The following is a 21,385-nucleotide window of genomic DNA, read 5'->3' as shown; positions in this document are numbered from 1 at the left end:
CATGAGTAATGAAGAAAAAAGTGGATTGAAGCATTGGGTACCTGCTTTTGTCCTTATGGTGTGTGTGGTACTGGCATTTTTCGACAAGATTAGTATTGCGGTTTTATTTTCAGATCCTCATTTTCAAAGTGCAATGGGAATTGCTGAAGATAAGGCCAAGCTTGGATGGCTCATGACAAGTTTCTTGCTTGCTTATGGTTTTTCATCAGTCTTTCTAAGCTTTTTGGGTGACATTTTTAACCCCAAGAAAATGCTGTTCTGGAGCGTGACCTCTTGGGGTTTACTCATGTTTTGCATGGGCTTCACCACCAGTTATTCAGGCATGTTGATTTTACGTGTACTGCTCGGTTTAGCAGAAGGTCCCTTATTTGCCTTGGCATACACCATTGTTAAACAGACTTACACAGACCATCAGCAAGCACGTGCTTCTACCATGTTCTTACTTGGAACACCGATTGGTGCATTCCTTGGGTTCCCGATTACTGCAAATGTTTTAGCGCACCATGACTGGCACACCACGTTTTTTGTGATGGCTGGTTTAACACTCATTGCCATTTTCAGCATTGTTTTTGGTTTACGTAACTTGCAGCTCAAGAAAACTGTCGAAATTGATGGTGAGAGTAAACGTACCAATTTCAAAGGCCACATTGCTAACACTAAATTGCTGCTCAGCAACAGCGCATTCTGGTTGGTGTGTCTCTTTAACATTGCGTTGATGACGTATTTGTGGGGCTTAAACAGCTGGGTTCCTTCTTACTTAATGCAAGACAAAGGATTCAATCTCAAAGAGTTTGGGATGTATTCAAGCTTTCCGTTCATTGCCATGTTAATTGGCGAAATTATCGGTGCGTTTTTATCTGACAAGTTAGGCCGCCGTGCAATTCAAGTATTTAGCGGTTTATTACTCGCGGGCATCTTCATGTATGTGATGGTCATTATGACTGAGCCACTATTGATTATTGCTGCCATGTCTTTAAGTGCTATGGCGTGGGGCTTTGGAGTAGCGGCGGTATTTGCTCTGCTTGCAAGAGTGACGACCTCAAATGTAGGGGCGACTGCGGGTGGAATATTTAACGGTTTAGGTAATTTTGCAAGTGCAATTGCGCCTGTTCTTATCGGTTACATCGTGATGCAAACACATAGTTTTAATTTAGGAATTACCTTCTTGGCTGCTGTCGCTGTCATTGGATCGTTGTTCTTAGTTCCTCTTTTAAAACGTTATTAATTCACTGTATAGGAGTTTAAAAAATGACTACACAACAATTCGAATCGTGGGCACAACCAGAAAATGCTTCTTTAGAAGATTGGTTAAACACGCGTATTGCTCGCTTTGAGACACGTAAATATGACTTTGAGGCTTTGAAGTTCCAAGCTGATTACGACCCGAAATATCGCCGTGCACAAATGCGTTACATGGGTACCGGTGCAACAGGTGTTGCAAATGACGGTAACACCGTTCCAGCAGAAAACTTCACGTTTTCAACCATGGTTCTGCCACCACAGTGTGAAGGTCCTTTGCACATTCATCACGATGTTGAAGAAGTGTTCTTTATGCTTCGCGGCGAAATTGATTTGTTCATTGAGCACAACGGCGAAAAATTTGAGACTCGTTTAAAAGAGCGTGACCTGATTTCAATTCCACCGGGAATTTACCGTGGTTTGTTTAACCCAGGTCAAGAAGATGCCTTGATGTGTGTGATGTTAGGAACAGGTAAACCAACCATTCCGAACTATCCACCAGAGCATCCATTGTCTCAAATCAAACGTTAATTGTTTGATGAAGTGAATAAAAGGAAAGAATTGAAAATGATGACACTCATTGAAAAGTTAGCAGAATTTCCGGTGAAAACCGTCACTGTTCAAGGCCAGCAGCAAGCCTATCGGGAAGCCGGTCAGGGCGAGTACCTTGTGCTGCTGCACGGCATTAGTTCAGGTTCTGCTTCATGGGTGAACCAACTTGAAGTGTTGTCTCATCATTTTCATGTCATTGCCTGGGATGCACCGGGCTATGGCAAATCAGATGAACTTTTAACTGATCAGCCGAATGCTACCGATTATGCAAAGCGTTTGGCAGCGCTGTTTGAAGTTTTAAAAATTGAAAAAGCAATTGTTGTTGGCCACTCATTAGGCGCCTTACAGGCGAGTGCATTTGCTGCACTTTACCCAGAGCGAGTAGAGCATTTGGTGATCGCCAATTTGGCTCAAGGCTACCAACGCCACGATGAACAAACACAAATTCAGGTTTTTGAAAAAAGACCAAAAATGTTGAAAGAGTTAGGCGCTAAAGGTATGGCAGAAAGCCGTGGGCCTCATTTGATTTATAAACAAGAACCACAAGCCTTGGCTTTAGTTTCAGAGGTGATGCAACAGTTGACCCTACAGGGATTCACCCATGCATCGTACTTACTTGCCTATGACGAAATACGTAATTATTTAACAGATTTACAAGTCCCATGCACAGTGATTGCAGGGCAGCAAGATCAAATCACTCCTGCGTTAGGTATACAAGAGCTTGCTCAGGAATTGCAGTTGGAACAGCACTACATCATCCAAGATGCAGGACATCTAAGTTATGTCGACCAACCGCAAGCATTTAACCAAATTATGTTGACGATTCATGAACAATCGTAAGAGAGATTAAGGATTATGAGCTTCCAAGTTGAAGGAAAAGTTGCAGTTGTTACGGGTGGCTCCTCTGGGATTGGGCTGGCTGCTGTTGAAATACTGGTTGCAGAGGGTGCAAAAGTAGCTTGGTGTGGTCGCGATGAAGAGCGCTTGAATGCGTCAAAGCTCTATATTTTAGAGAAATATCCACATGCCAATATTTTTACCAAAGCATGTAATGTATTGAAAAAAGAAGAAGTTCAACAATTTGCCAAAGACGTAAAACTCAATTTGGGCAATGTTGATATGCTCATTAACAATGCTGGACAAGGCCGCGTTTCAAACTTTGAAAATACGCAAGATGAAGACTGGATGAAAGAAATTGAGCTGAAGTATTTCAGTGTTTTACATCCGGTACGGGCTTTTCTTGAAGATTTAAAACACTCTGCAAATGCATCGATTACCAATGTGAACTCTTTACTGGCGTTACAACCAGAGCCACACATGATTGCCACTTCATCAGCACGAGCGGCGTTGTTGAATCTGACACATTCTTTGGCTCATGAGTTTACTCAGTATGGTGTTCGTGTGAACTCGATTTTACTCGGAATGGTCGAATCCGCGCAGTGGAAACGTCGTTATGAAACTCGCTCAGACTTAAACCAGTCATGGGAAGAATGGACAGGCAATATTGCTAAAAACCGCGGTATTCCAATGCAGCGTTTAGGCCGTCCTGAAGAACCTGCACGTGCTTTAGTTTTCTTGGCATCACCATTGGCATCTTACACCACAGGTTCGGCAATAGATGTCTCAGGTGGTTTTAACAAACATTTATAAATATTAGGTGCTGTCATGAAAAAGTTGATGATGATTGGTTTTGGCGCAATGGCAGCAGAAGTGTATGCCCATTTGCCTCAAGATCTGCAACTCAAATGGATTGTCGTGCCATCTCGCAGCATTGAAAAAGTGCAGTCACAAGTTTCTTCCGAGATTCAGGTGATTTCCGATATTGAGCAATGTGATGGTACGCCAGACTATGTCATTGAAGTGGCAGGTCAAGCAGCAGTGAAAGAGCATGCTCAAAAAGTTTTAGCGAAAGGCTGGACCATTGGTTTGATCTCGGTAGGTACTTTGGCTGATAACGAGTTTCTGGTTCAGCTTAAGCAAACTGCTGAAAAAAATAATGCCCATCTGCATTTATTGGCAGGTGCCATTGCTGGCATTGACGGTATTTCAGCAGCCAAAGAAGGTGGCTTGCAAAAAGTCACTTACAAAGGCTGTAAAAGTCCAAAAAGCTGGAAGGGCAGTTATGCAGAGCAATTGGTCGATTTAGACCATGTGACTGAAGCTACGGTTTTTTTTACCGGAACTGCTCGTGAAGCTGCCATGAAATTTCCGGCAAATGCCAACGTCGCTGCAACGATTGCACTTGCCGGGCTTGGAATGGACGAAACCATGGTCGAATTAACTGTTGATCCAACAATCAACAAAAACAAACACACCATCGTGGCAGAAGGTGGCTTTGGGCAAATGACCATTGAACTGGTTGGCGTGCCGTTAGCAAGTAACCCGAAAACATCAACTTTGGCTGCGCTTAGCGTGATTCGTGCTTGTCGCAACAGTGTAGAAGCAATACAGATTTAAGAAGGATTTGATCATGGCAAAGGAAATTTATATTGCAGGTGAATGGCGATTAGGCCGTGGTACAGTCATTCAAAGCCTGTTTCCGGCAGATCAGTCGGTAAACGCTGAGCTTTCAACAGCAACGCTTGAAGATGTAAATGAAGCAATTGAGAAAGCAGATCAGGCTTGGCGTCAACCAAGCTGGAGAAACAGCTTGCCGCATGAGCGCGCACGTATTCTCTACAAAGTTGCAGACATTATTGAAGCACGTGTAGATGAGTTAGCGAAATTACAAACCCGCGATAATGGTAAGCCTTTAACCGAAACTCGTGGTTTGGTGATGAGCGCTGCGGCGACTGCACGTTATGTTGCAGCAGCATGTGAAACAATGAATGACGAGCTCACCACTCAACGTGCTCCAGACTTTATGACCATGAGTGTGCATGAACCTGTGGGTGTTGTGGCAGCAATTACGCCTTGGAATTCTCCAATTGCGAGTGAAGTTCAAAAGCTTGCTCCAGCTTTGGCAGCAGGAAATGCAGTTGTATTAAAACCAGCAGAAGCGACTTCCCTCATTGCTTTAGAGCTTGCCAAAATTTTTGAAGAAGCAGGCTTACCCAAGGGGTTACTCAGTGTGTTAGTTGGTCGCGGTTCTATCATTGGTGATGCAATTGCTCAGCACCCATTGGTTCGTAAAATCTCTTTTACAGGAGGAACAACCACGGGCCGTCATTTAGCGCATATTGCAGCGGACAAACTCATTACCACTTCGCTTGAGTTAGGTGGTAAGTCACCAACAATCGTTCTGCCAGATGCTGATGTGGAACTCGCTGCCAAAGGCGTAGCGTACGGTATTTTTAGTTCGGCAGGCCAAGCGTGTATCGCAGGTTCTCGCTTGTTTATTCATAGCAGTCTTTACGATCAGTTTTTAACGCGTCTGGTTGAAATTACTAAAGGCTTACGCGTGGGCCATCCTGAACAGGCTGGTGTGCATTTAGGACCACTCGTGAATGACAAACATTTGCAGTCGGTTGATCGCTATGTGCAGCTTGCTAAAAGCGAAGGTGGTCAAGTTTTGGTTGGTGGCGAAGCATTAACAACTGGTGACTATGCCAAAGGCAGTTATTACTTACCCACTATTATTACGGGTTTAAGTAATAGTGCCCAAACCTGTCAGGAAGAAATTTTTGGCCCTGTTTTAGTCGTTATGAAATATGACAACGAACAAGATTTGATTGCTCAAGCCAATGACAGTTGTTTTGGTCTTGCAGCTGGCATCTGGACTGAAAGTTACCGTAAAGCTTGGTGTATTGCACGTGTGTTAGAAGTGGGAACCGTGTGGATTAATACCTACAAAAAGTTCTCGATTAGTGCGCCGTTTGGTGGCTTTAAAGACAGTGGTATCGGGCGCGAAAAAGGCCGTTTGGGCATTTTATCGTACATGCAGCAAAAGAGTATTTATATGGGGCTGAATGAACAGCCTAACCCTTGGTGCGATTAATAGATTCAAGGACTGAAAACAAATTTTGAGGAACAGACATGACTGAACGTGTAAATGTAGGCGAAGCAATCGCAAGAGTTTTAGAAGCGCACCAAGTTGATAGTATTTATGGTGTTATTTCCATCCACAATTTACCTATTGCCGACGCAGTAGGACGCCGTGAAAAAATGCGTTTTGTAGCAGCGCGTGGTGAAGCTGGTGCGGTCACTATGGCAGATGCACACTCACGCTTTAAAGGCTTGGGGGTAGCACTGACCAGTACGGGTGCTGGGGCTGGCAATGCGGTGGGTTCACTGATTGAAGCAATGAATGCTGGTAGCCCTGTATTGCATTTAACAGGTCAGGTTGAGCGTGAATATCTTGACCGTGATGCAAGTTTCATCCATGAAACCAAAGACCAACTTACGTTTTTACGTGCATCAAGCAAAGCGGCATTTCGTATTACAAGTCCAGACAATGCAGTGGGTGTAATCCGTGAAGCCATCCGTGTGGCAACCACTGTTCCAATGGGGCCAGTAAGTGTTGAATTGCCAATTGATGTACAAGCGGCAGAAATTGATTTGCCACTTAACCTTGGGCCAGTCAAAGCATTGCAATTGCCACAAGCAGATCAAGCTGAAATTGATCTTCTTGTAAGCGAAATCAAAAAAGCAAAACGTCCAATTTTCTGGATTGGCGGTGGAACTTTAAATAGCATTGCAGAAGTGAAAGCAATTGCAGATTTAGGTATTCCGGTTGTTTCATCGACTCATGCTCGTGGGGTGTTGGCAGATGATCATCCACGTAGCTTAGGTGCTTTTCATAACTCGGCAGGTGTTGAGCAGTTATTAAAAGATGCTGACTTAATGGTTGTGGTGGGTTCTCGTTTACGTAGTAATGAAACTAAAACTTATTCGGTTGAATTCCCTGAAAATATTATTCAGGTAGATGCAAACCCAGTGGCACAGCAACGTAATTACAAAATCCGCAACTTCATTTGTGGAGATGCCAAAGATGTCTTAACACGTGTATTAGAACAGCTTAAAGGAACCTCAAAAGTTGATGCCGATTACGATGCTGCTGTAGTAGCTGCTAAACAAGCTGCAATTGATGCACTGCGTAAGCAAATCGATAAGTACGCTTTAATTTGTGATCATTTGCGTGCAGCTTTACCTCAAGACGGCATTTTTGTACGTGATATCACCATGTCGGGTAGTACATGGGGTAGTCGTTTATTTCCTGTACAAGCACCAAACCAAAACATCCACTCACTTGCGGGTGCAATTGGGTTAGGCCTTGCAACAGCAATCGGCGCTTCAATTGCTAACCCTGACAAAAAAGTAATTGGTTTAGTCGGCGATGGCGGCTTAATGCTTGGCATTGGTGAGATTGCAACCATGGTGCAAGAAAACACCAATATGGTCCTAATGATTATGAATGACGGTGGTTATGGCGTAATGCGTGGCATTCAAAATAATTACTTCGGTGGTCGCCAGTATTTCAATGAACTGCATACGCCTGACTACAAACTTCTTGGCGAATCAATGGGTGTGAAAAGTTGGAAAGTCGGTAGTGCAGATGAGTTTAAAACGGTTATTCAAGAGGCTGTCGCTTTTGAAGGGCCAACTGTGATTGAGCTCGATATGAACTCGATTGGACCATTAAACTTCGCGGGTCCACCGCAAAAGAAACTGTATTAACCAGTTTGGATGGTTTAGTACATATGCGATGGGAGCTGCTAAGCCATCCTTTTTTTAGATAAATTTTTTTGTCTAAAAAACAATAAAAACGAAGTTTTACAGGTAAAACAAATAAAGTTCCAGCAGGATGCTGGAACTCAATAAAGGATGTAGAGATGAAAAAGACTTCATTGATCATGGCATTCATTGCACCGCTTACGCTGGGGGTAAGCGTCAATGCATTTGCAAAAGACTCATTGCTTGAATGGAAAAGTGATGATGGCACCGACTCATTAAAGTTAGGTGGGGTGGTTCGGTTAAATCAACGCTATGAAGATTGGGAAGGGCCAAACCGTGGTTTTGGTAAGCTCCATTTTGATATTTTCAGGGTTGATCTCAAAGGTAAATTTGATGATGCCTACATCAATGCCAGTTATATGTTTCAAGACCAACAGAAAACGTCCATTGAAAAAGCATACGTGGGTTATAACCTAGATGCCAATAACAGCATTGAAGCGGGTCTGGTCTATAAACCTTTCACGATTTATCCATACCCACAAAATGGCTGGACCTATCACATTCCTTTCTTTTTAGGTTATGGCAATAACATTGCACCGGGGATTAACTGGAATTATCACGACAAAGACTGGGATTTAAAACTCGGTTATTACCCGCAAATGTTAGAGACGAATTTGCGTTATTCACCAGAGAGTGCAACTTATGATGACTTGGCTGGAAATGCATTTCCATCTCAAAAAGCCTATCAAAATGAAAAGCGTAATCAGGTGAATACCCGCATTGTTCGCAAGTTAGAAACTGATTTCGGTAAGCAAGAGTTCGGTGTATCGGGTGCAATTGCTCAGTTACATAATGATATTACCGATAAAGACGGCAAATATTATGCAGTCGGTTTGCACACCGAAAACAACTACAAACGCTTTAATTTACAAAGTTCTGTTATTCATTATCAATACGATGCGAAAAATCCAGATGGTGTAAATAATGACATGACTTTAATGGGCGCGAATGGGCTTACACCAGCCTATTTCATTGCTTCGGAAGGGACCATTGCCAGTTTAAACCTTGCCTATACATTGCCTGTCACCAATATGGGCAAGCTAAAAGCCATTAAGTTTTATAATGACTATAGTTACCTTGATAAAAAACGCGATGATTGGTCCGACTCGCAAATGAATACCACAGGGATGATGTTTATTGCTTCACCCTTTATGGTTTGGGCAGATTATACGTGGGGTAAAAACTCCAACATTATTGGTGGCTCTACAAACTCAACGGGTTATACCTCTGCAACCTCGCCAAACAGCGACAAATGGTTATACCGTATTAACTTTAATATCGGCTTTACTTTCTAAAGTAAGCAGCAATAAAAAAACCACGCAATCGGCGTGGTTTTTTATCTAATAACTTAAGGCGTTTAATATCTGTTTTTTTCAAACTTATTCCAAAATACAAAAGCAGTCACAAAGGCTAAAATTGTTAGCGCGAAAATATAATACATCGCACCAATATCACTATATTGACTGAGCCAATGCACTAAAGGCAGTGTCATACCACCAACAATCGCATAAGACAAATTATAAGAAAATGAAATGCCCGAGAAACGCACAGGCGCGGGGAACATTTTGACCATACTGCTCGACACCATGCCGACTGTACCAGAGCATAGACCCAACAACATATATAAACCAAAAATGGTTGAGTGGGCCGCGTGCCCCAAACTGTTATAAAAAACTGCTGCTGTGAGTGCAACGGCAAGTGCACCGACCATCATGACTTTGCCACAGCCAAAACGGTCAGCAAAATAGCCAGCCAAAATACAGCCGACCATTTGCATGACAATGGCGGCACTTTGCATTTCAAAAGTCTGTGCGCGCTCAAAGCCAAATGAACCAATCAATAAATTTGGCATGGCTAAAATGACCACCACCACACAGCCCGTTAAAAACCATGTAAATAACATGCCAATGGCAACGGCTGTTTTATGCGTTTTTAACACTTGCTTGACTGGCATTTCTTTGGAAATTTCTTTACGAGCCTGCATAGCTTTAAACACAGGTGTTTCTTTTAAATAAGTCCGTAAATAAAGTGCGACTAGACCAAAAATACCACCTGCAATGAAAGGAATACGCCATGCCCAGTCGTGAATCTGTCCTTCACTAAAATTGAGTGAAATCCATAAAGACATCAGCGCGCCTAGTAAAATCCCTAAAGACAGCCCAGCGGTGAGTAAACCATTTGCCAGTCCGATTTTTCTTTCGGGTACATGTTCTGACACAAAGGTCCATGCGGCTGGAATTTCACCCCCAATCGCAATCCCTTGCACCACACGCATAAGTAGTAAAAGTAGGGGGGCCAAATACCCAATATTTTCAAAGGTCGGCAATATCCCGATAAACAGGGTAGGTAGCGCCATTAGCAAAATAGAAAGTGAAAATAGTTTTTTACGCCCGACCAGATCACCAAAATGGGCCATGACAACCCCGCCTAATGGCCTAAAAAAGTAACCTGCTGCGAAAATACCGTAAGTGTTAAGCATGGCCCAAAATGGGCTGAGTGTGCTGGGGAAAAACAGGTCAGAAATGATTTTGGCGTAAAACACATAAATCACGAAATCGTAAAATTCTAAAGCACCGCCCAATGAAGAAAGGGCAAGGGTTCGTTTATCTTCTTTATTAAGATAGTTCGCATCCTGCAAAGTTAAGTCCTGATCCATTTTTTACTTAATTGTTGTAATTGAAGTTTGGATATTAATGGAAAAGTGAAGTAAAAGTAAATGGAGGAAATTTGTTCTATGAAGAGGTGTAGATTTTCATTACTCAAATAAAAAAGCTTTAAAACAAAAAACGCATTAGATGAAACAAAAACAGATGTAGGAATGACTTTTCTTTTGAGCTGTTCAGCGACACAATAAAACTTGTCATATTGAGTTTAATGAGAGATTCAAAGGATGAGCGTAGTTTTACCAGTCGCAAAGCGTGGTGAAGATATCTTAAAACTGATTGCGGCTCCTGTCTCGGCAAATGAGTTGAACAGTGATTGGCTTTATCAGCTTGCCGCTGCTATGCAAGCAACCATGCTTGAGCGCAATGGAGTGGGGATTGCCGCACCGCAAGTTTATATTTCTAAACGCGTCATTATTGTGGCTTCTCGACCAAACCCACGCTATCCCGATGCACCTGAAATGGATGCTGTGGTGATGGTGAATCCTGAAATTTTAGAGTTCTCAAATGAAACGCTTTTGGGTGAAGAAGGCTGCTTAAGTGTGCCAGATGAGCGTGGACAAGTTGAACGTGCAGAAATGGTTAAGGTTAAATATTTAACACTTCAGGGTGAAGCCGTTGAAACAGTTTTCCATGGTTTTCCGGCTCGAATTGTTCAACATGAAGTGGATCATTTAAATGGAGTTCTATTTGTAGAAAGAATAATCTAATCTTCTATTTAAAGTTTTTAAAAACGTATAATGAGCTTGAAATAAATAAGCCATCGGAATTACAATACTTATATCGTGATTTTTATTTCACTAAAAAATTATAATTTTAATATTATCAGCAGGTTGTGCTGAAAAAATGATCGAAAGTGTAAATCTCCTCATTTAAGGTTACTGACCATGAAAACCCCTCTCCCAGATTATTTGGCAAATGTGATAGAAGCCTGTGAGGTAGATAATAGCGGACATCTAGCTGACTATATTCCAGAGTTAGCAAATGCAAATCCAGATCGATTAGCTTTGGCCATGTCTACGGTAGATGGCGAAATTTATTCGATTGGAGATGATGATGTTGAATTCACCATTCAATCGATTTCTAAACCGTTCGTATATGCCTATGTTTTACAACAGCTTGGCATTGATGCAGTACTTGCGAAAGTAGGGGTAGAGCCTTCGGGGGAAGCCTTCAATGAAATTTCATTGGGTAAAGACGGACGTCCGAAAAACCCGATGATTAACTCTGGCGCAATTACTGTACATTCCTTGATTCAGGTCAAGCATGGTTTACATAGCGCAGAAATTCTACGCCGTTTTATGAGCGAGCTTGCAGGGCGTGAATTAAGTTTTGATGAGTCTGTCTATGATTCGGAAGTCAAAACTGCTTACCGTAATCTTTCGATCGGTTATATGTTGAGAACGGTAGGGATTTTGGAAACTGACCCTGTCGATATTGTGAATGGTTACATTCGTCAATGTGCGATCATGGTTACAGTTAAAGACTTGGTACGTATGGGCAGTGTACTTGCCAATGGTGGGGTTGACCCTAAAACTGGAAAGCGTTTGTTAAACCGATCTGTGGTTAGACAAGTGCTCAGTGTCATGATGAGCTGTGGCATGTATGATGCCGCGGGTGACTGGCTGTCGACTGTAGGTATTCCTGCTAAAAGTGGTGTAGCGGGCGGTATTTTAGGTGTGCTGCCGGGGCAGGTCAGTATTGCTGCTTTTTCTCCTCGTTTAGATGAGCATGGTCATAGTATTCGAGGCATCGATATTTTAGAGCGGTTATCTCGTGACATGGGATTACACCTCATGGAAGGTACACCTTCTGCACAAACGATTGTACAAAGTCATTACCGTACCGGAAAAGATGCTTCATTAAGTGTATATGTGCTTCGCGGTGTATTGAAATTTACCGAAGCTGAAATGTTGTTGCGCATTTTACAAGATGAGACAACTGACCAAAGCACAATCGTCATTGATTTAACCCAGATTTCACTTATCCACGATGTGGGTAAACGTATGTTCTTAGAAGGCGTAGATCGTCTGATTGATGATGGACATACGCTTGTTTTAGTTGATCCTGAACAACGATTAGATCATGCGAGAACTGGTAAAGATCGTGAGCTTCATGTCTACCATGATTTTGATGATTTGCTCGAAAAGCATGACCTACCTGCAAAAAAAAAGACTTATAGCGACATCGCAGAATTTCTAAACTGCTGAGGTGTTTTTCCTAGATGTCGCTTAAACATCGCACTGAACGCACTGGGGTTGTTATACCCCAGTGATTCAGAAATTCGAGCAATAGATTCACCATTCGCGATTTTACTTAAGGCAAGTGCAATATGCATTTGCTGGACCCATGCCCGATAAGAAAGTCCAGTTTCTTTTTGGAACATACGCATTAGGGTTCTAGAACTCGCACCAATCTCATCAGCCCAATCTGTTAAGTCTTTTGAATGGTCAGGAGTATGTAATAACTCTTGGCAAATTTTTAATAGTCGTTTGTCTTTCGGCCATGGAATCTGAATAGGCAACAAATTGGCCCGATGGATTTCTTCAAAAATCAAAATTTGTAAAGAACGGGAAAGCTCTTGAGACGTCGCCGTATTGGGCGTGTCTTCTCGTTCAATTTCATTTAAACGAATCAAAAGTTCATGCAGCAGGTTAGTGACTCGAATAATAAAGCAATGTTGTCCCATTAAAGCTGCTGCATTTACTTCAACCAATGCCGTATTTAACTTCACGTGACTTAGTGAAATCACGCTGTGCTCAACATGAGCAGGAATCCATAAGGCACACATGGGTGGCACAATCCAGACATTGTTCGGTGTAAACACCTGAATGTTTCCTGTGGATGCATACAAAAACTGCGCACGTGTATGTGTATGAGTCGGCGTGATTTCTCGGTAAGAATGCTCAGAAGATAGTCCAATCACAAGTTCAGACAAATCAGACTGAATAAGAGAATCGGACATAAACCATCCTAAAAATTGTCACTTATACAATGATTATTGGAAGATAACTTTATAAGCGACAATTTACAATAAGCATCTTACTTAGAATATTGGAGTTTTTCAGGTATGACGTCTTCAATACAATTGAAAGATGGTATTGCCAATACCGTTGCAAATGATCAGCCTCAAGGAATGATTATTAAAATTGTAGGCGCTGTAGCAGTCGCACATTTACTGAATGATTTAATTCAAGCAGTGCTACCAGCTATCTATCCAATGCTAAAAGCAAACTTTTCACTTAGTTTTGCTCAAGTTGGCCTGATTTCGTTTGTATATCAAATTACAGGTTCACTGCTCCAGCCTTGGATTGGACTTTATACCGATAAACATCCAAAACCGTATCTTCTACCACTCGGAATGATGGTCACATTCTGTGGCATTATCTTGTTAGCATTTTCACCAAGCTTTACAGTATTGTTATGTGCATCTGCACTTATTGGGGTAGGTTCTGCAACTTTTCACCCTGAAGCTTCACGGGTGGCACGAATGGCATCGGGTGGACGCTTTGGTACAGCCCAGTCGACTTTTCAGGTGGGCGGAAACACAGGTACTGCCATTGGCCCATTGTTGGCAGCGTTATTGATTGTTCCATTTGGGCAGCATGCAGTTGCGGGCTTAGTAATATTTGCACTTTTAGCGATTTGGGTTTTATTTGGCGTAAGCCGTTGGACGGTAAGTCACGCTAAAAATCAGATAGCTACACGTGCAAACCAAGTACAAAGTAAATTGCATGGCCGTAAGCTAATTATTGCTTTGAGCACAATTAGTTTATTGATGTTTGCTAAATTTACCTACATTGCTAGCATTAGTAACTACTTTACTTTTTATCTGATTCAAAAGTTCCATATCAGTATTCAAACAGCTCAATTACATTTGTTTGCCTTTTTAGCAGCTGTTGCTTTAGGCACATTTGCAGGTGGCCCGATTGGTGACAAAATTGGCCGTAAAGCTGTGATCTGGGTATCATTTGTTGGTATGGCGCCGTTTGCATTAATGATGCCGTATGCAAACTTATTTTGGACAACAGTTTTCTCAATTATTGCAGGTTTGGTGTTGTCATCTGCTTTTGCTGCGATGGTGGTTTACGCACAAGAAGCTGTTCCGGGCCGTGTGGGTATGATTGCAGGTTTAATGTTTGGTCTTATGTTTGGGGTAAGTGGTATTGCCGCAGCTGGGTTAGGGCATTTAGCTGATATTAACGGCATTGAATGGGTATTTGGTTTATGTTCATTCCTGCCATTACTTGGATTTGCAACTGCATTTTTACCAAACACAAAAGTTAAATAAATGAAAAGACTCTCAGTCATATTCAGCTGAGAGTTTTTTTTTAGATAAATATAGTGTCAATTCACAATACTATTTCTGAATACCAAATTTAAATACGGTGACACTGTTATAAGTTTGATTTGGATTCAAACGTGTAGAAGGGAAAGATGGTTGATTCGGGCTGTCTGGAAAATGTTGTGTTTCTAATGCTAGCGCATCTGCTTGTCGATAGAGTACGCCATTTGCACCAGCAACATTTCCGAGTAAATGATTGGCTGTATACATTTGAAGGCTTGGTTCAGTGGTTAAGACTTGCAGTGTCCGTTTAGATTTTGGATCAAAAACATGAGCTGCAAGATTTAACTTCCCTTGAGACTTTTGATTAAGTACCCAAGTTTGGTCATAGCCATATCCATAGGCCAATTGCTGATGATTCGCTCGAATATCTTTCACAATTGCTTTAGGCGTTCGAAAATCAAAAGGTGTACCTGCAACCGAAGCTATTTCACCTGTGGGTAAAGAGTTTTGATCGGTTACCAATACACGGTCTGCATTAAGTTGTACAACATGATCCAGTACGCCATAAGGGTTATTACCAGCGCCTGACAAGTTGAAATAACTGTGGTTGGTGAGATTGACGACTGTCGGTTGATCAGTTTTGGCTTTATATTCGATCTGGAATTCATTTTGATCTGAAAGACTGTAGATCACTTCCACATCTAACTTTCCGGGAAAGCCTTGATCTCCATTTGGACTTGTTAACTTAAGAGAAGCTTTAACAGTTTCACCTTTGGAAACGAGGGGCTTAACTTGCCAAACACGTTTGTCAAAACCCGGATTACCGCTATGTAATGAATTCGGTCCATTATTTTTTTCAAGATTATACGTTTTTCCATCTAAGCTAAATTTAGCATTGCCAATACGGTTCGCATAACGACCAATTAACCCACCAAAATGAATGCCTTCCTTGGTATCAGTGACTTCATAGCCTTTTAGATCATCGAAGCCTAAAACGATATTATTTTGTTTACCTTGTGCATCGGGAGTCAAAATTTGTGTAATTACGCCCCCATAACTAATAAAAGAAACAGACACTCCTTTGTTATTGCTCATGGTGTACAGATCAACTTTTTGACCATCTTGAGTTGTGCCATATGGTTTTACATTTAATGTGGCTGCATTTGTAATTTGCGCAAAGCTATAAAGGGTGAAACTTAAAATTACTAATTTTTTCATGCTTATACTCTATTTTTTAATCGTAGGATTGGATGAATATAAGATTGATTTTTCGTCTTTTTAAAGAGTTTTTTATTATATATAGTGTTAATAATGATTAGCGCTGTTAACTCGAAGTATTGAACAAGCTGGTACTAATCCTATTAGTAAAACTCAACGGTAAGCTATTTTTATGAATCATCCCGAATCGGTTTTAAAATTTTCGCTTGGTTTTAATGGCTTATCATTTGACTTAGACAATCAGCACATCCAACTCGAACAAGGCTTGGGTTTCGTTGAGACGAACAGTATTCGTCATGGTGTTATTGATGAGCTTGCTATCGAAAAGATGATTTATTTTATTGAAGAGATCATAGAGTCTCAGCCCCTAAGAAATCTAAAGATAAGTGGGGTAGCTGTTACGTCTGATGCTGCTATGACACACCTCAGTGAGTTATTTTTTAGTGCAAAAAAGAAAATCAGCCGTATTGAGCTTGAACATGGTTTTAATAGTTTTATTGAGCGTTTGAGCTACTACACAAACCCAGTGGCTCCAGATCAGCTTTCTGTTTTTACCTACTTTGTATTTGTTCGAGAGATGATGCATCACTTAAGAGTGGAGGAAATTCAGATCCTTTAAGAAATGACTTCTCAATCCGCTAACTCATCATGAATCCAGTTTAAAAACAGTTCAATTTTAGGAATAAATTGATGGGTTCGTGGATATACCAAGTGATGAGCAGAGATAGGAATCGATAGCTCATCTGCAAAAACTCTAACTAATTTCCCAGATTCTAAATAATTTTGAGTGAGCAAATTACTTTCTAAAACAAAACCTAGCCCGTGTGTGGCTGCCTCAAGCGACATATAAGAGCGGTCAAAACTCAAAGTGTAGGGAAACTCAGGAATGCTTAAACCCTGATGGGCAAACCATTGTGGCCAAGTAACCAAGGTTGAGCGCGATAAAATCAGTTCTTTTTTTAATAAATCTTGAGGTTTATTTACTGGACTACGTTCAAGTAGTTTGGGGGATGCAAGTACTTCTAGCTTTTCATTACGAATCGTTCTGATTTCTACCCCTGTCCAGTTGGGCAAACCATGACGAATATCAATATCGATCTTGTCGCGAGTAAAGTGCAAATTTTCATAAGAACACGACAGATTGACCTGAATCATTGGAAACTTTTCTTTAAATGATTCGAGGCGAGGTAGTAACCAGAGCAAACCAAAACTTGGAGATGAGTGAATATATAGACTGTCTTTCGGGCTTTTATCAGCAGCTTTTTCAGTTGCTAACATCAGGTTATGCAAAATGGTCGTGACATCTTGAAAATAGCGTTCGCCAGAAGGGGTAAGCGTCACACCACGAGCACCACGAATAAATAAACTCTGCCCAATCATTTCTTCAAGCTTAGCAATTTGATGACTTACTGCTGAAGGGGTGAGATTCAAATGCTCGGCTGCCTTCGCAACATTGCCGAAACGGGCGGTTTGTTCAAAAGCCTGTAATGTTTTAATTGAGGGCATCTGGTTGAAATTGTTTTCACTACTATCCATGAAATGATCCGTTTTTATCCCTAAAACTTATTTAAAAATAGCATAGGCATGAATTTTTTTCATGCCTTGTTGAATTCGAGCTGATTGCTGGGCTTTGTGAAAAAAGAGATTCTAAGTCAGAACTCAGGAAATAAAGCGTAAAAGAGGATTGAACATGTTACTACAAGGAAAAGTGGCATTAATTACTGGTGCAGCATCAGAACGTGGAATTGGGCGAGCAACCGCAGAAATCTTTGCACAACAAGGTGCCAAAGTCATTATTGTTGATTTAGATCTTGCTCAAAGCCAAAACGCTGCAAAAGCACTTGGTGAAGGACATTTAGGTCTTGCTGCAAATGTTGCAAATGAAGAACAGGTCAAAGCAGCTGTTGAACAAGCACTACAGCACTACGGCAAGATTGATATTTTAATCAATAATGCTGGCATTACTCAGCCAGTTAAAACACTCGATATTCAGCGCAATGACTATGATCGTATTTTAGACGTCAGCCTGCGTGGAACACTCATTATGTCGCAAGCTGTTATTCCATCTATGAAAGCAAATGGTGGTGGAAGCATTGTGTGCTTATCTTCAGTTTCAGCACAACGTGGTGGCGGTATCTTTGGCGGACCGCATTATAGCGCTGCAAAGGCAGGGGTTTTAGGTTTGGCAAAAGCGATGGCTCGAGAGTTCGGCCCTGACCAAATTCGTGTAAATTCGCTTACTCCGGGTCTAATTCATACTGATATTACTGGCGGTTTAATGAATGATGACCGTCGTCACGACATTCTTACAGGTATTCCACTCGGACGTTTAGGTAAAGCACAAGACGTTGCAAATGCAGCATTATTTTTGGCAAGTGATCTGTCAACTTACCTAACTGGTGTAACGCTCGATGTAAATGGTGGCATGCTGATTCATTAAGGCTTGTCATTTAAAAACTAAAAATAGAATGATGGTCACAAGAGGATACTGTGGCCAAATGTAAAGGGATTCGCATGATGGATACAGTATTTTCATCTGAAGTAGATACGGCGCTTCGTAAGTCAGCCTATCGAAAAATTGCATTTCGGCTCATGCCATTTTTAATGCTTTGTTATTTTTGTGCCTATTTAGATCGAGTAAATGTGGGTTTTGCCAAGCTCCAGATGATGAGCGATTTACAGTTTAGTGAAGCTGTATATGGGCTAGGTGCAGGGATTTTCTTTATTGGTTATTTCCTTTGTGAAGTGCCAAGTAACATCGTACTTCACAAGGTAGGTGCAAGACGTTGGATTGCCCGTATCATGATTACATGGGGCATTTTGTCTGGCTGTTTTGCCTTTGTTGAAACTGAATGGCAATTTTACACCTTACGTTTTTTACTCGGTGTTGCAGAAGCTGGTTTGGCTCCGGGATTGTTGCTCTACCTCACTTACTGGTTCCCGTCTTACCGCCGTGCACGCATGACTGTACTTTGGTTTATCGCGATTCCAATTTCAGGAATGATTGGTGGGCCACTTTCAGGCTTAATCATGGACCGAATGAGCGGTGTACATGGCTGGTTCGGGTGGCAGTGGATGTTCCTCATTGAAGCCATTCCTACTGTGCTTGTTGGCCTATTGGTACTTGCTGTTTTAAAAGACTCTGTTCAAGACGCTAACTGGTTAACCCAAGATGAAAAAAACTTGGTGAAGCAAGAGCTTGCTCAAGATAACCAGCACAAGGAAGGTCATGCTAGCGTTAAAGATTTCATCGCAGATAAACGGTTATGGTTACTCGCAGGCATCTATTTTTGTGTAGTGATGGGTCAATACGCCATTACCTTTTGGCTACCAACTCTCATTCGTAACTCAGGCATTAGTGATAACTGGCATATTGGGCTACTTACGAGTCTTCCTTATATGTGTGCCATTGTGGTTATGCTTTTGGCAGGGCGTAGTGGTGACCATTTCCAAGAACGCCGTTGGCACTTAATTATCCCAATGTGTGCAGGCGCTATAGCACTCACATTTGCGACTTTATTCGCTTCAAATCTAACCCTCTCTTTAATTTGCCTTTGCATCGCAGCCTCAGGTGTGCTGACGGCATCCTCTTTATTTTGGATGTTACCGACCAACTTCTTGGGTGGTGTTTCGGCAGCGGCAGGTATTGCAGCCGTCAATAGCTTCGCCAACCTCGCAGGCTTCTGCTCACCTTATTTAATCGGTTGGGTCACCACCAACACAGGTTCAAATGCAATCGGCATGTTCTTAATCACAGCAGTATTAATTTTCGGTGCCAGCTTGGTTCTGCGTGTTCCAGCAAAACTGGTTAATCGTTAATAAGGAATAGTAAATGACAATGTTAAATATTGATAAATCAGGCCAAATTGCCGACTTGCAACAACGTGCCTACCACATTCGCCAGCATGCTCTACGTATGGGGCAAGTACAAGGTCAAGGCTATGTTGGACAAGCTTTAGGTGCAGCAGATCTACTGGCAGTATCATACTTCCATGCGATGAAATATCAGCCAGAAAACCCTGAATGGGAAGGCCGTGACCGTTTTTATCTCTCTATTGGGCATTATGCAATTGCACTTTATGCAGCCTTAATTGAAGCAAAAATTATTCCGCTTGAAGAACTTGAAACTTATGGAGCCGATGATAGTCGTCTACCGATGTCGGGCATGGCTTCATATACACCGGGCATGGAAATTACAGGTGGCTCATTGGGTCATGGTCTTGGAATTGCAGTCGGCGCATGTTTAGGACTGAAACAGAAAAAGTCGGATGCTTTTGTCTATAACTTACTGTCCGATGGTGAGTTAAATGAAGGCTCAACATGGGAGGCAGTGATGTCTGCTTCTCATTGGAAACTAGATAACTTAATTGCCATTATTGATGTGAATAATCAGCAGGCAGATGGGCACTCCAGCGAAATTTTAGCGTTTGAACCGATTGTAGACCGTTGGCAGTCATTTGGTTGGTATACCCAACGCGTAGATGGCAATGACATGGAGGCTTTACTTAAGGCATTTGATCAAGCACGAAACTATAAGGGAACATGCCCACGCGTCATTATTTGTGACACCAAAATGGGTAAGGGTGTGTCGTTCTTGGAAAGCCGCGAAAAAACGCACTTCATTCGTGTTGATGAACATGAATGGGACGATGCTTTAAATATTTTGACCCACTACGGACAGTAAGGAATACACCATGAGCCAGTTAGTCAATCCTCCTAAGAAAAAACTAACCACTTCGGCAATGATTGCTTCTATTGCTGCCGAGGGCCAACCGACCAAACCAGCCCCATTTGGACATGCACTAAATGTCTTGGCAAAGGAGCGTGACGATATCGTAGGTTTGTCAGCAGATTTATCAAAATATACTGACCTGCATATTTTTGCTAAAGAAAATCCAGACAAGTTTTTCCAAATGGGTATGGCAGAACAACTTTTGATGAGCGCAGCAGCAGGACTTGCTCGTGAAGGATTTGTTCCCTTTGCGACCACCTATGCTGTGTTTGCATCACGCCGTGCCTACGATTTTATTTGTATGGCGATTGCGGAAGATAACCTGAATGTCAAAATTGTGGCGGCACTTCCGGGCTTAACCACAGGCTACGGCCCAAGCCATCAGGCGACTGACGATATTGCGATTTTTCGTGCAATGCCAAACCTCATGATCATTGACCCATGTGATGCCTTGGAAATCGAACAAGTAATTCCTCAAATTGCCGCTCATAATGGCCCTGTATATATGCGTCTATTGCGTGGGCAGGTTCCATTAGTACTCGATAAATACAATTACCAGTTTAAATTGGGTAAGGCACAGGTGATTAAACCGGGTAAAGACTTACTCATCATTTCCACTGGTTTATTGACCATGCGTGCGCTTGAGGCAGCGGAAGAGCTTGAAAAAGAGGGCATTGAGGTTTCAGTGTTACATGTACCTACGATTAAACCTTTAGATGAACAAACCATTCTGGATGAAGTCGCAAAAGGTGGCCGTCCTGTTTTAACTGCTGAAAATCATTCAGTCATTGGTGGGTTAGGAGAAGCTGTTGGCTCATTACTTCTAAAAAATGGACAACATCCTCGTTTTGACATGATTGGTTTGCCAGATGCATTTTTAGATGCAGGGGCATTACCAACCTTGCATGATCGATATGGTATTTCAACTGAAGCAGTTAAAGACAAAATTAAGTCACATTTGAAGTAGAAATCTTAACTTTCCAAATTGAAAAGGGCGTGATGGAATTTCCTTCACGCCCT

Annotated in this window: 20 protein-coding genes; 16 read left to right on the top strand and 4 right to left on the bottom strand. The window is 41.8% G+C overall.

Annotated elements, in window-relative coordinates; translation table 11 throughout:
- Position 1: 1 nt before the first annotated feature.
- From I7H67_RS01200 to I7H67_RS01165, 8 genes are all read left to right on the top strand, one after another.
- Entirely contained in the window at positions 2-1,225 is a 1,224-nt protein-coding gene (locus tag I7H67_RS01200) for an MFS transporter (RefSeq protein ID WP_144733237.1), read from the top strand.
- A gap of 23 nt (positions 1,226-1,248) precedes the next feature.
- On the top strand, positions 1,249-1,770 hold the full coding sequence (locus I7H67_RS01195; RefSeq protein ID WP_013198649.1) for a cupin domain-containing protein: 522 nt from the start codon (positions 1,249-1,251) through the stop codon (positions 1,768-1,770).
- 36 nt (positions 1,771-1,806) lie between these two features.
- On the top strand, positions 1,807-2,631 hold the full coding sequence (locus tag I7H67_RS01190; RefSeq protein WP_198306876.1) for an alpha/beta fold hydrolase: 825 nt from the start codon (positions 1,807-1,809) through the stop codon (positions 2,629-2,631).
- 15 nt (positions 2,632-2,646) lie between these two features.
- Positions 2,647-3,441, top strand: a complete 795-nt coding sequence (locus I7H67_RS01185) for an SDR family oxidoreductase (protein WP_198306875.1) — start codon at positions 2,647-2,649, stop codon at positions 3,439-3,441.
- Between the two features lie 15 nt (positions 3,442-3,456).
- Positions 3,457-4,248, top strand: a complete 792-nt coding sequence (locus I7H67_RS01180) for an aspartate dehydrogenase (RefSeq protein ID WP_198306874.1) — start codon at positions 3,457-3,459, stop codon at positions 4,246-4,248.
- Positions 4,249-4,261: 13 nt separating this feature from the next.
- Positions 4,262-5,728 carry an aldehyde dehydrogenase gene (locus tag I7H67_RS01175; protein WP_198306873.1) on the top strand — a complete coding sequence of 489 codons (1,467 nt, stop codon included), beginning with the start codon at positions 4,262-4,264 and terminating at the stop codon, positions 5,726-5,728.
- Positions 5,729-5,766: 38 nt separating this feature from the next.
- Positions 5,767-7,407, top strand: coding sequence for a thiamine pyrophosphate-binding protein (locus I7H67_RS01170; RefSeq protein WP_198306872.1), 1,641 nt, complete (start codon positions 5,767-5,769; stop codon positions 7,405-7,407).
- Positions 7,408-7,562: 155 nt separating this feature from the next.
- Positions 7,563-8,759 (top strand): hypothetical protein, encoded by a 1,197-nt coding sequence (locus I7H67_RS01165; RefSeq protein ID WP_198306871.1) that lies wholly within the window; start codon positions 7,563-7,565, stop codon positions 8,757-8,759.
- 62 nt (positions 8,760-8,821) lie between these two features.
- On the opposite strand, the gene I7H67_RS01160 is transcribed toward I7H67_RS01165, so the two are convergent.
- Positions 8,822-10,120 (bottom strand): MFS transporter, encoded by a 1,299-nt coding sequence (locus I7H67_RS01160; protein WP_013198643.1) that lies wholly within the window; start codon positions 10,118-10,120, stop codon positions 8,822-8,824.
- Between the two features lie 234 nt (positions 10,121-10,354).
- Between I7H67_RS01160 and def the strand changes: the two genes are divergently transcribed.
- Positions 10,355-10,837, top strand: coding sequence for a peptide deformylase (def, locus tag I7H67_RS01155; RefSeq protein ID WP_004703146.1), 483 nt, complete (start codon positions 10,355-10,357; stop codon positions 10,835-10,837).
- Positions 10,838-11,014: 177 nt separating this feature from the next.
- On the top strand, positions 11,015-12,337 hold the full coding sequence (locus I7H67_RS01150; protein ID WP_151826934.1) for a glutaminase: 1,323 nt from the start codon (positions 11,015-11,017) through the stop codon (positions 12,335-12,337).
- Here the strand turns inward: I7H67_RS01150 and I7H67_RS01145 are convergent.
- The gene (locus tag I7H67_RS01145; RefSeq protein ID WP_069122469.1) at positions 12,304-13,092 is read right to left on the bottom strand and encodes an AraC family transcriptional regulator; all 789 of its coding nucleotides are present in this window, start codon (positions 13,090-13,092) and stop codon (positions 12,304-12,306) included. The genes I7H67_RS01150 and I7H67_RS01145 overlap by 34 nt on opposite strands.
- Before the next feature lie 105 nt (positions 13,093-13,197).
- Between I7H67_RS01145 and I7H67_RS01140 the strand changes: the two genes are divergently transcribed.
- Positions 13,198-14,418 carry an MFS transporter gene (locus tag I7H67_RS01140; protein ID WP_198306870.1) on the top strand — a complete coding sequence of 407 codons (1,221 nt, stop codon included), beginning with the start codon at positions 13,198-13,200 and terminating at the stop codon, positions 14,416-14,418.
- A gap of 69 nt (positions 14,419-14,487) precedes the next feature.
- Here I7H67_RS01140 and I7H67_RS01135 read toward each other — a convergent pair whose 3' ends face one another.
- Positions 14,488-15,633, bottom strand: a complete 1,146-nt coding sequence (locus I7H67_RS01135; RefSeq protein WP_198306869.1) for an aldose epimerase family protein — start codon at positions 15,631-15,633, stop codon at positions 14,488-14,490.
- 172 nt (positions 15,634-15,805) lie between these two features.
- Here I7H67_RS01135 and I7H67_RS01130 point away from each other — a divergent pair, with 172 nt between their 5' ends.
- Positions 15,806-16,252 carry a hypothetical protein gene (locus I7H67_RS01130; RefSeq protein WP_198306868.1) on the top strand — a complete coding sequence of 149 codons (447 nt, stop codon included), beginning with the start codon at positions 15,806-15,808 and terminating at the stop codon, positions 16,250-16,252.
- A gap of 11 nt (positions 16,253-16,263) precedes the next feature.
- Here the strand turns inward: I7H67_RS01130 and I7H67_RS01125 are convergent, their stop codons facing one another.
- Positions 16,264-17,139, bottom strand: a complete 876-nt coding sequence (locus I7H67_RS01125) for a LysR substrate-binding domain-containing protein (protein WP_081037658.1) — start codon at positions 17,137-17,139, stop codon at positions 16,264-16,266.
- Positions 17,140-17,323: 184 nt separating this feature from the next.
- Between I7H67_RS01125 and I7H67_RS01120 the strand changes: the two genes are divergently transcribed.
- From I7H67_RS01120 to I7H67_RS01105, 4 genes are all read left to right on the top strand, one after another.
- Positions 17,324-18,073: an SDR family NAD(P)-dependent oxidoreductase gene (locus I7H67_RS01120; RefSeq protein WP_198306867.1), complete on the top strand. Its 750-nt coding sequence runs from the start codon at positions 17,324-17,326 to the stop codon at positions 18,071-18,073.
- Between the two features lie 77 nt (positions 18,074-18,150).
- Positions 18,151-19,452, top strand: a complete 1,302-nt coding sequence (locus I7H67_RS01115) for an MFS transporter (RefSeq protein WP_198306903.1) — start codon at positions 18,151-18,153, stop codon at positions 19,450-19,452.
- Positions 19,453-19,471: 19 nt separating this feature from the next.
- The gene (locus I7H67_RS01110) at positions 19,472-20,317 is read left to right on the top strand and encodes a transketolase (protein ID WP_198306902.1); all 846 of its coding nucleotides are present in this window, start codon (positions 19,472-19,474) and stop codon (positions 20,315-20,317) included.
- A 10-nt stretch (positions 20,318-20,327) separates the two neighbouring features.
- On the top strand, positions 20,328-21,332 hold the full coding sequence (locus I7H67_RS01105) for a transketolase family protein (protein ID WP_198306866.1): 1,005 nt from the start codon (positions 20,328-20,330) through the stop codon (positions 21,330-21,332).
- Positions 21,333-21,385: the final 53 nt, after the last annotated feature.

It is taken from the genome of Acinetobacter sp. ACIN00229, assembly GCF_016106645.1.
GTDB classification, from domain to species: Bacteria; Pseudomonadota; Gammaproteobacteria; order Pseudomonadales; family Moraxellaceae; genus Acinetobacter; species Acinetobacter oleivorans.
The sequence above is the reverse complement of the archived record's forward strand: the minus strand, read 5'-3'. Positions and strand labels throughout refer to the sequence as shown.

What these genes read in the sequence shown, in the direction of transcription:
- I7H67_RS01190 (WP_198306876.1), top strand. Translation starts at nt 1,807, where the DNA reads ATGATGACACTCATTGAAAAGTTAGCAGAATTTCCGGTGAAAACCGTC.
- I7H67_RS01110 (WP_198306902.1), top strand. Translation starts at nt 19,472, where the DNA reads ATGTTAAATATTGATAAATCAGGCCAAATTGCCGACTTGCAACAACGT.
- I7H67_RS01180 (WP_198306874.1), top strand. Translation starts at nt 3,457, where the DNA reads ATGAAAAAGTTGATGATGATTGGTTTTGGCGCAATGGCAGCAGAAGTG.
- I7H67_RS01115 (WP_198306903.1), top strand. Translation starts at nt 18,151, where the DNA reads ATGGATACAGTATTTTCATCTGAAGTAGATACGGCGCTTCGTAAGTCA.
- I7H67_RS01195 (WP_013198649.1), top strand. Translation starts at nt 1,249, where the DNA reads ATGACTACACAACAATTCGAATCGTGGGCACAACCAGAAAATGCTTCT.
- I7H67_RS01105 (WP_198306866.1), top strand. Translation starts at nt 20,328, where the DNA reads ATGAGCCAGTTAGTCAATCCTCCTAAGAAAAAACTAACCACTTCGGCA.
- I7H67_RS01125 (WP_081037658.1), bottom strand. Translation starts at nt 17,139, where the DNA reads ATGCCCTCAATTAAAACATTACAGGCTTTTGAACAAACCGCCCGTTTC.
- I7H67_RS01130 (WP_198306868.1), top strand. Translation starts at nt 15,806, where the DNA reads ATGAATCATCCCGAATCGGTTTTAAAATTTTCGCTTGGTTTTAATGGC.
- I7H67_RS01200 (WP_144733237.1), top strand. Translation starts at nt 2, where the DNA reads ATGAGTAATGAAGAAAAAAGTGGATTGAAGCATTGGGTACCTGCTTTT.
- I7H67_RS01185 (WP_198306875.1), top strand. Translation starts at nt 2,647, where the DNA reads ATGAGCTTCCAAGTTGAAGGAAAAGTTGCAGTTGTTACGGGTGGCTCC.
- I7H67_RS01150 (WP_151826934.1), top strand. Translation starts at nt 11,015, where the DNA reads ATGAAAACCCCTCTCCCAGATTATTTGGCAAATGTGATAGAAGCCTGT.
- I7H67_RS01165 (WP_198306871.1), top strand. Translation starts at nt 7,563, where the DNA reads ATGAAAAAGACTTCATTGATCATGGCATTCATTGCACCGCTTACGCTG.
- I7H67_RS01175 (WP_198306873.1), top strand. Translation starts at nt 4,262, where the DNA reads ATGGCAAAGGAAATTTATATTGCAGGTGAATGGCGATTAGGCCGTGGT.
- I7H67_RS01170 (WP_198306872.1), top strand. Translation starts at nt 5,767, where the DNA reads ATGACTGAACGTGTAAATGTAGGCGAAGCAATCGCAAGAGTTTTAGAA.
- I7H67_RS01135 (WP_198306869.1), bottom strand. Translation starts at nt 15,633, where the DNA reads ATGAAAAAATTAGTAATTTTAAGTTTCACCCTTTATAGCTTTGCGCAA.
- I7H67_RS01140 (WP_198306870.1), top strand. Translation starts at nt 13,198, where the DNA reads ATGACGTCTTCAATACAATTGAAAGATGGTATTGCCAATACCGTTGCA.
- def (WP_004703146.1), top strand. Translation starts at nt 10,355, where the DNA reads ATGAGCGTAGTTTTACCAGTCGCAAAGCGTGGTGAAGATATCTTAAAA.
- I7H67_RS01120 (WP_198306867.1), top strand. Translation starts at nt 17,324, where the DNA reads ATGTTACTACAAGGAAAAGTGGCATTAATTACTGGTGCAGCATCAGAA.
- I7H67_RS01145 (WP_069122469.1), bottom strand. Translation starts at nt 13,092, where the DNA reads ATGTCCGATTCTCTTATTCAGTCTGATTTGTCTGAACTTGTGATTGGA.
- I7H67_RS01160 (WP_013198643.1), bottom strand. Translation starts at nt 10,120, where the DNA reads ATGGATCAGGACTTAACTTTGCAGGATGCGAACTATCTTAATAAAGAA.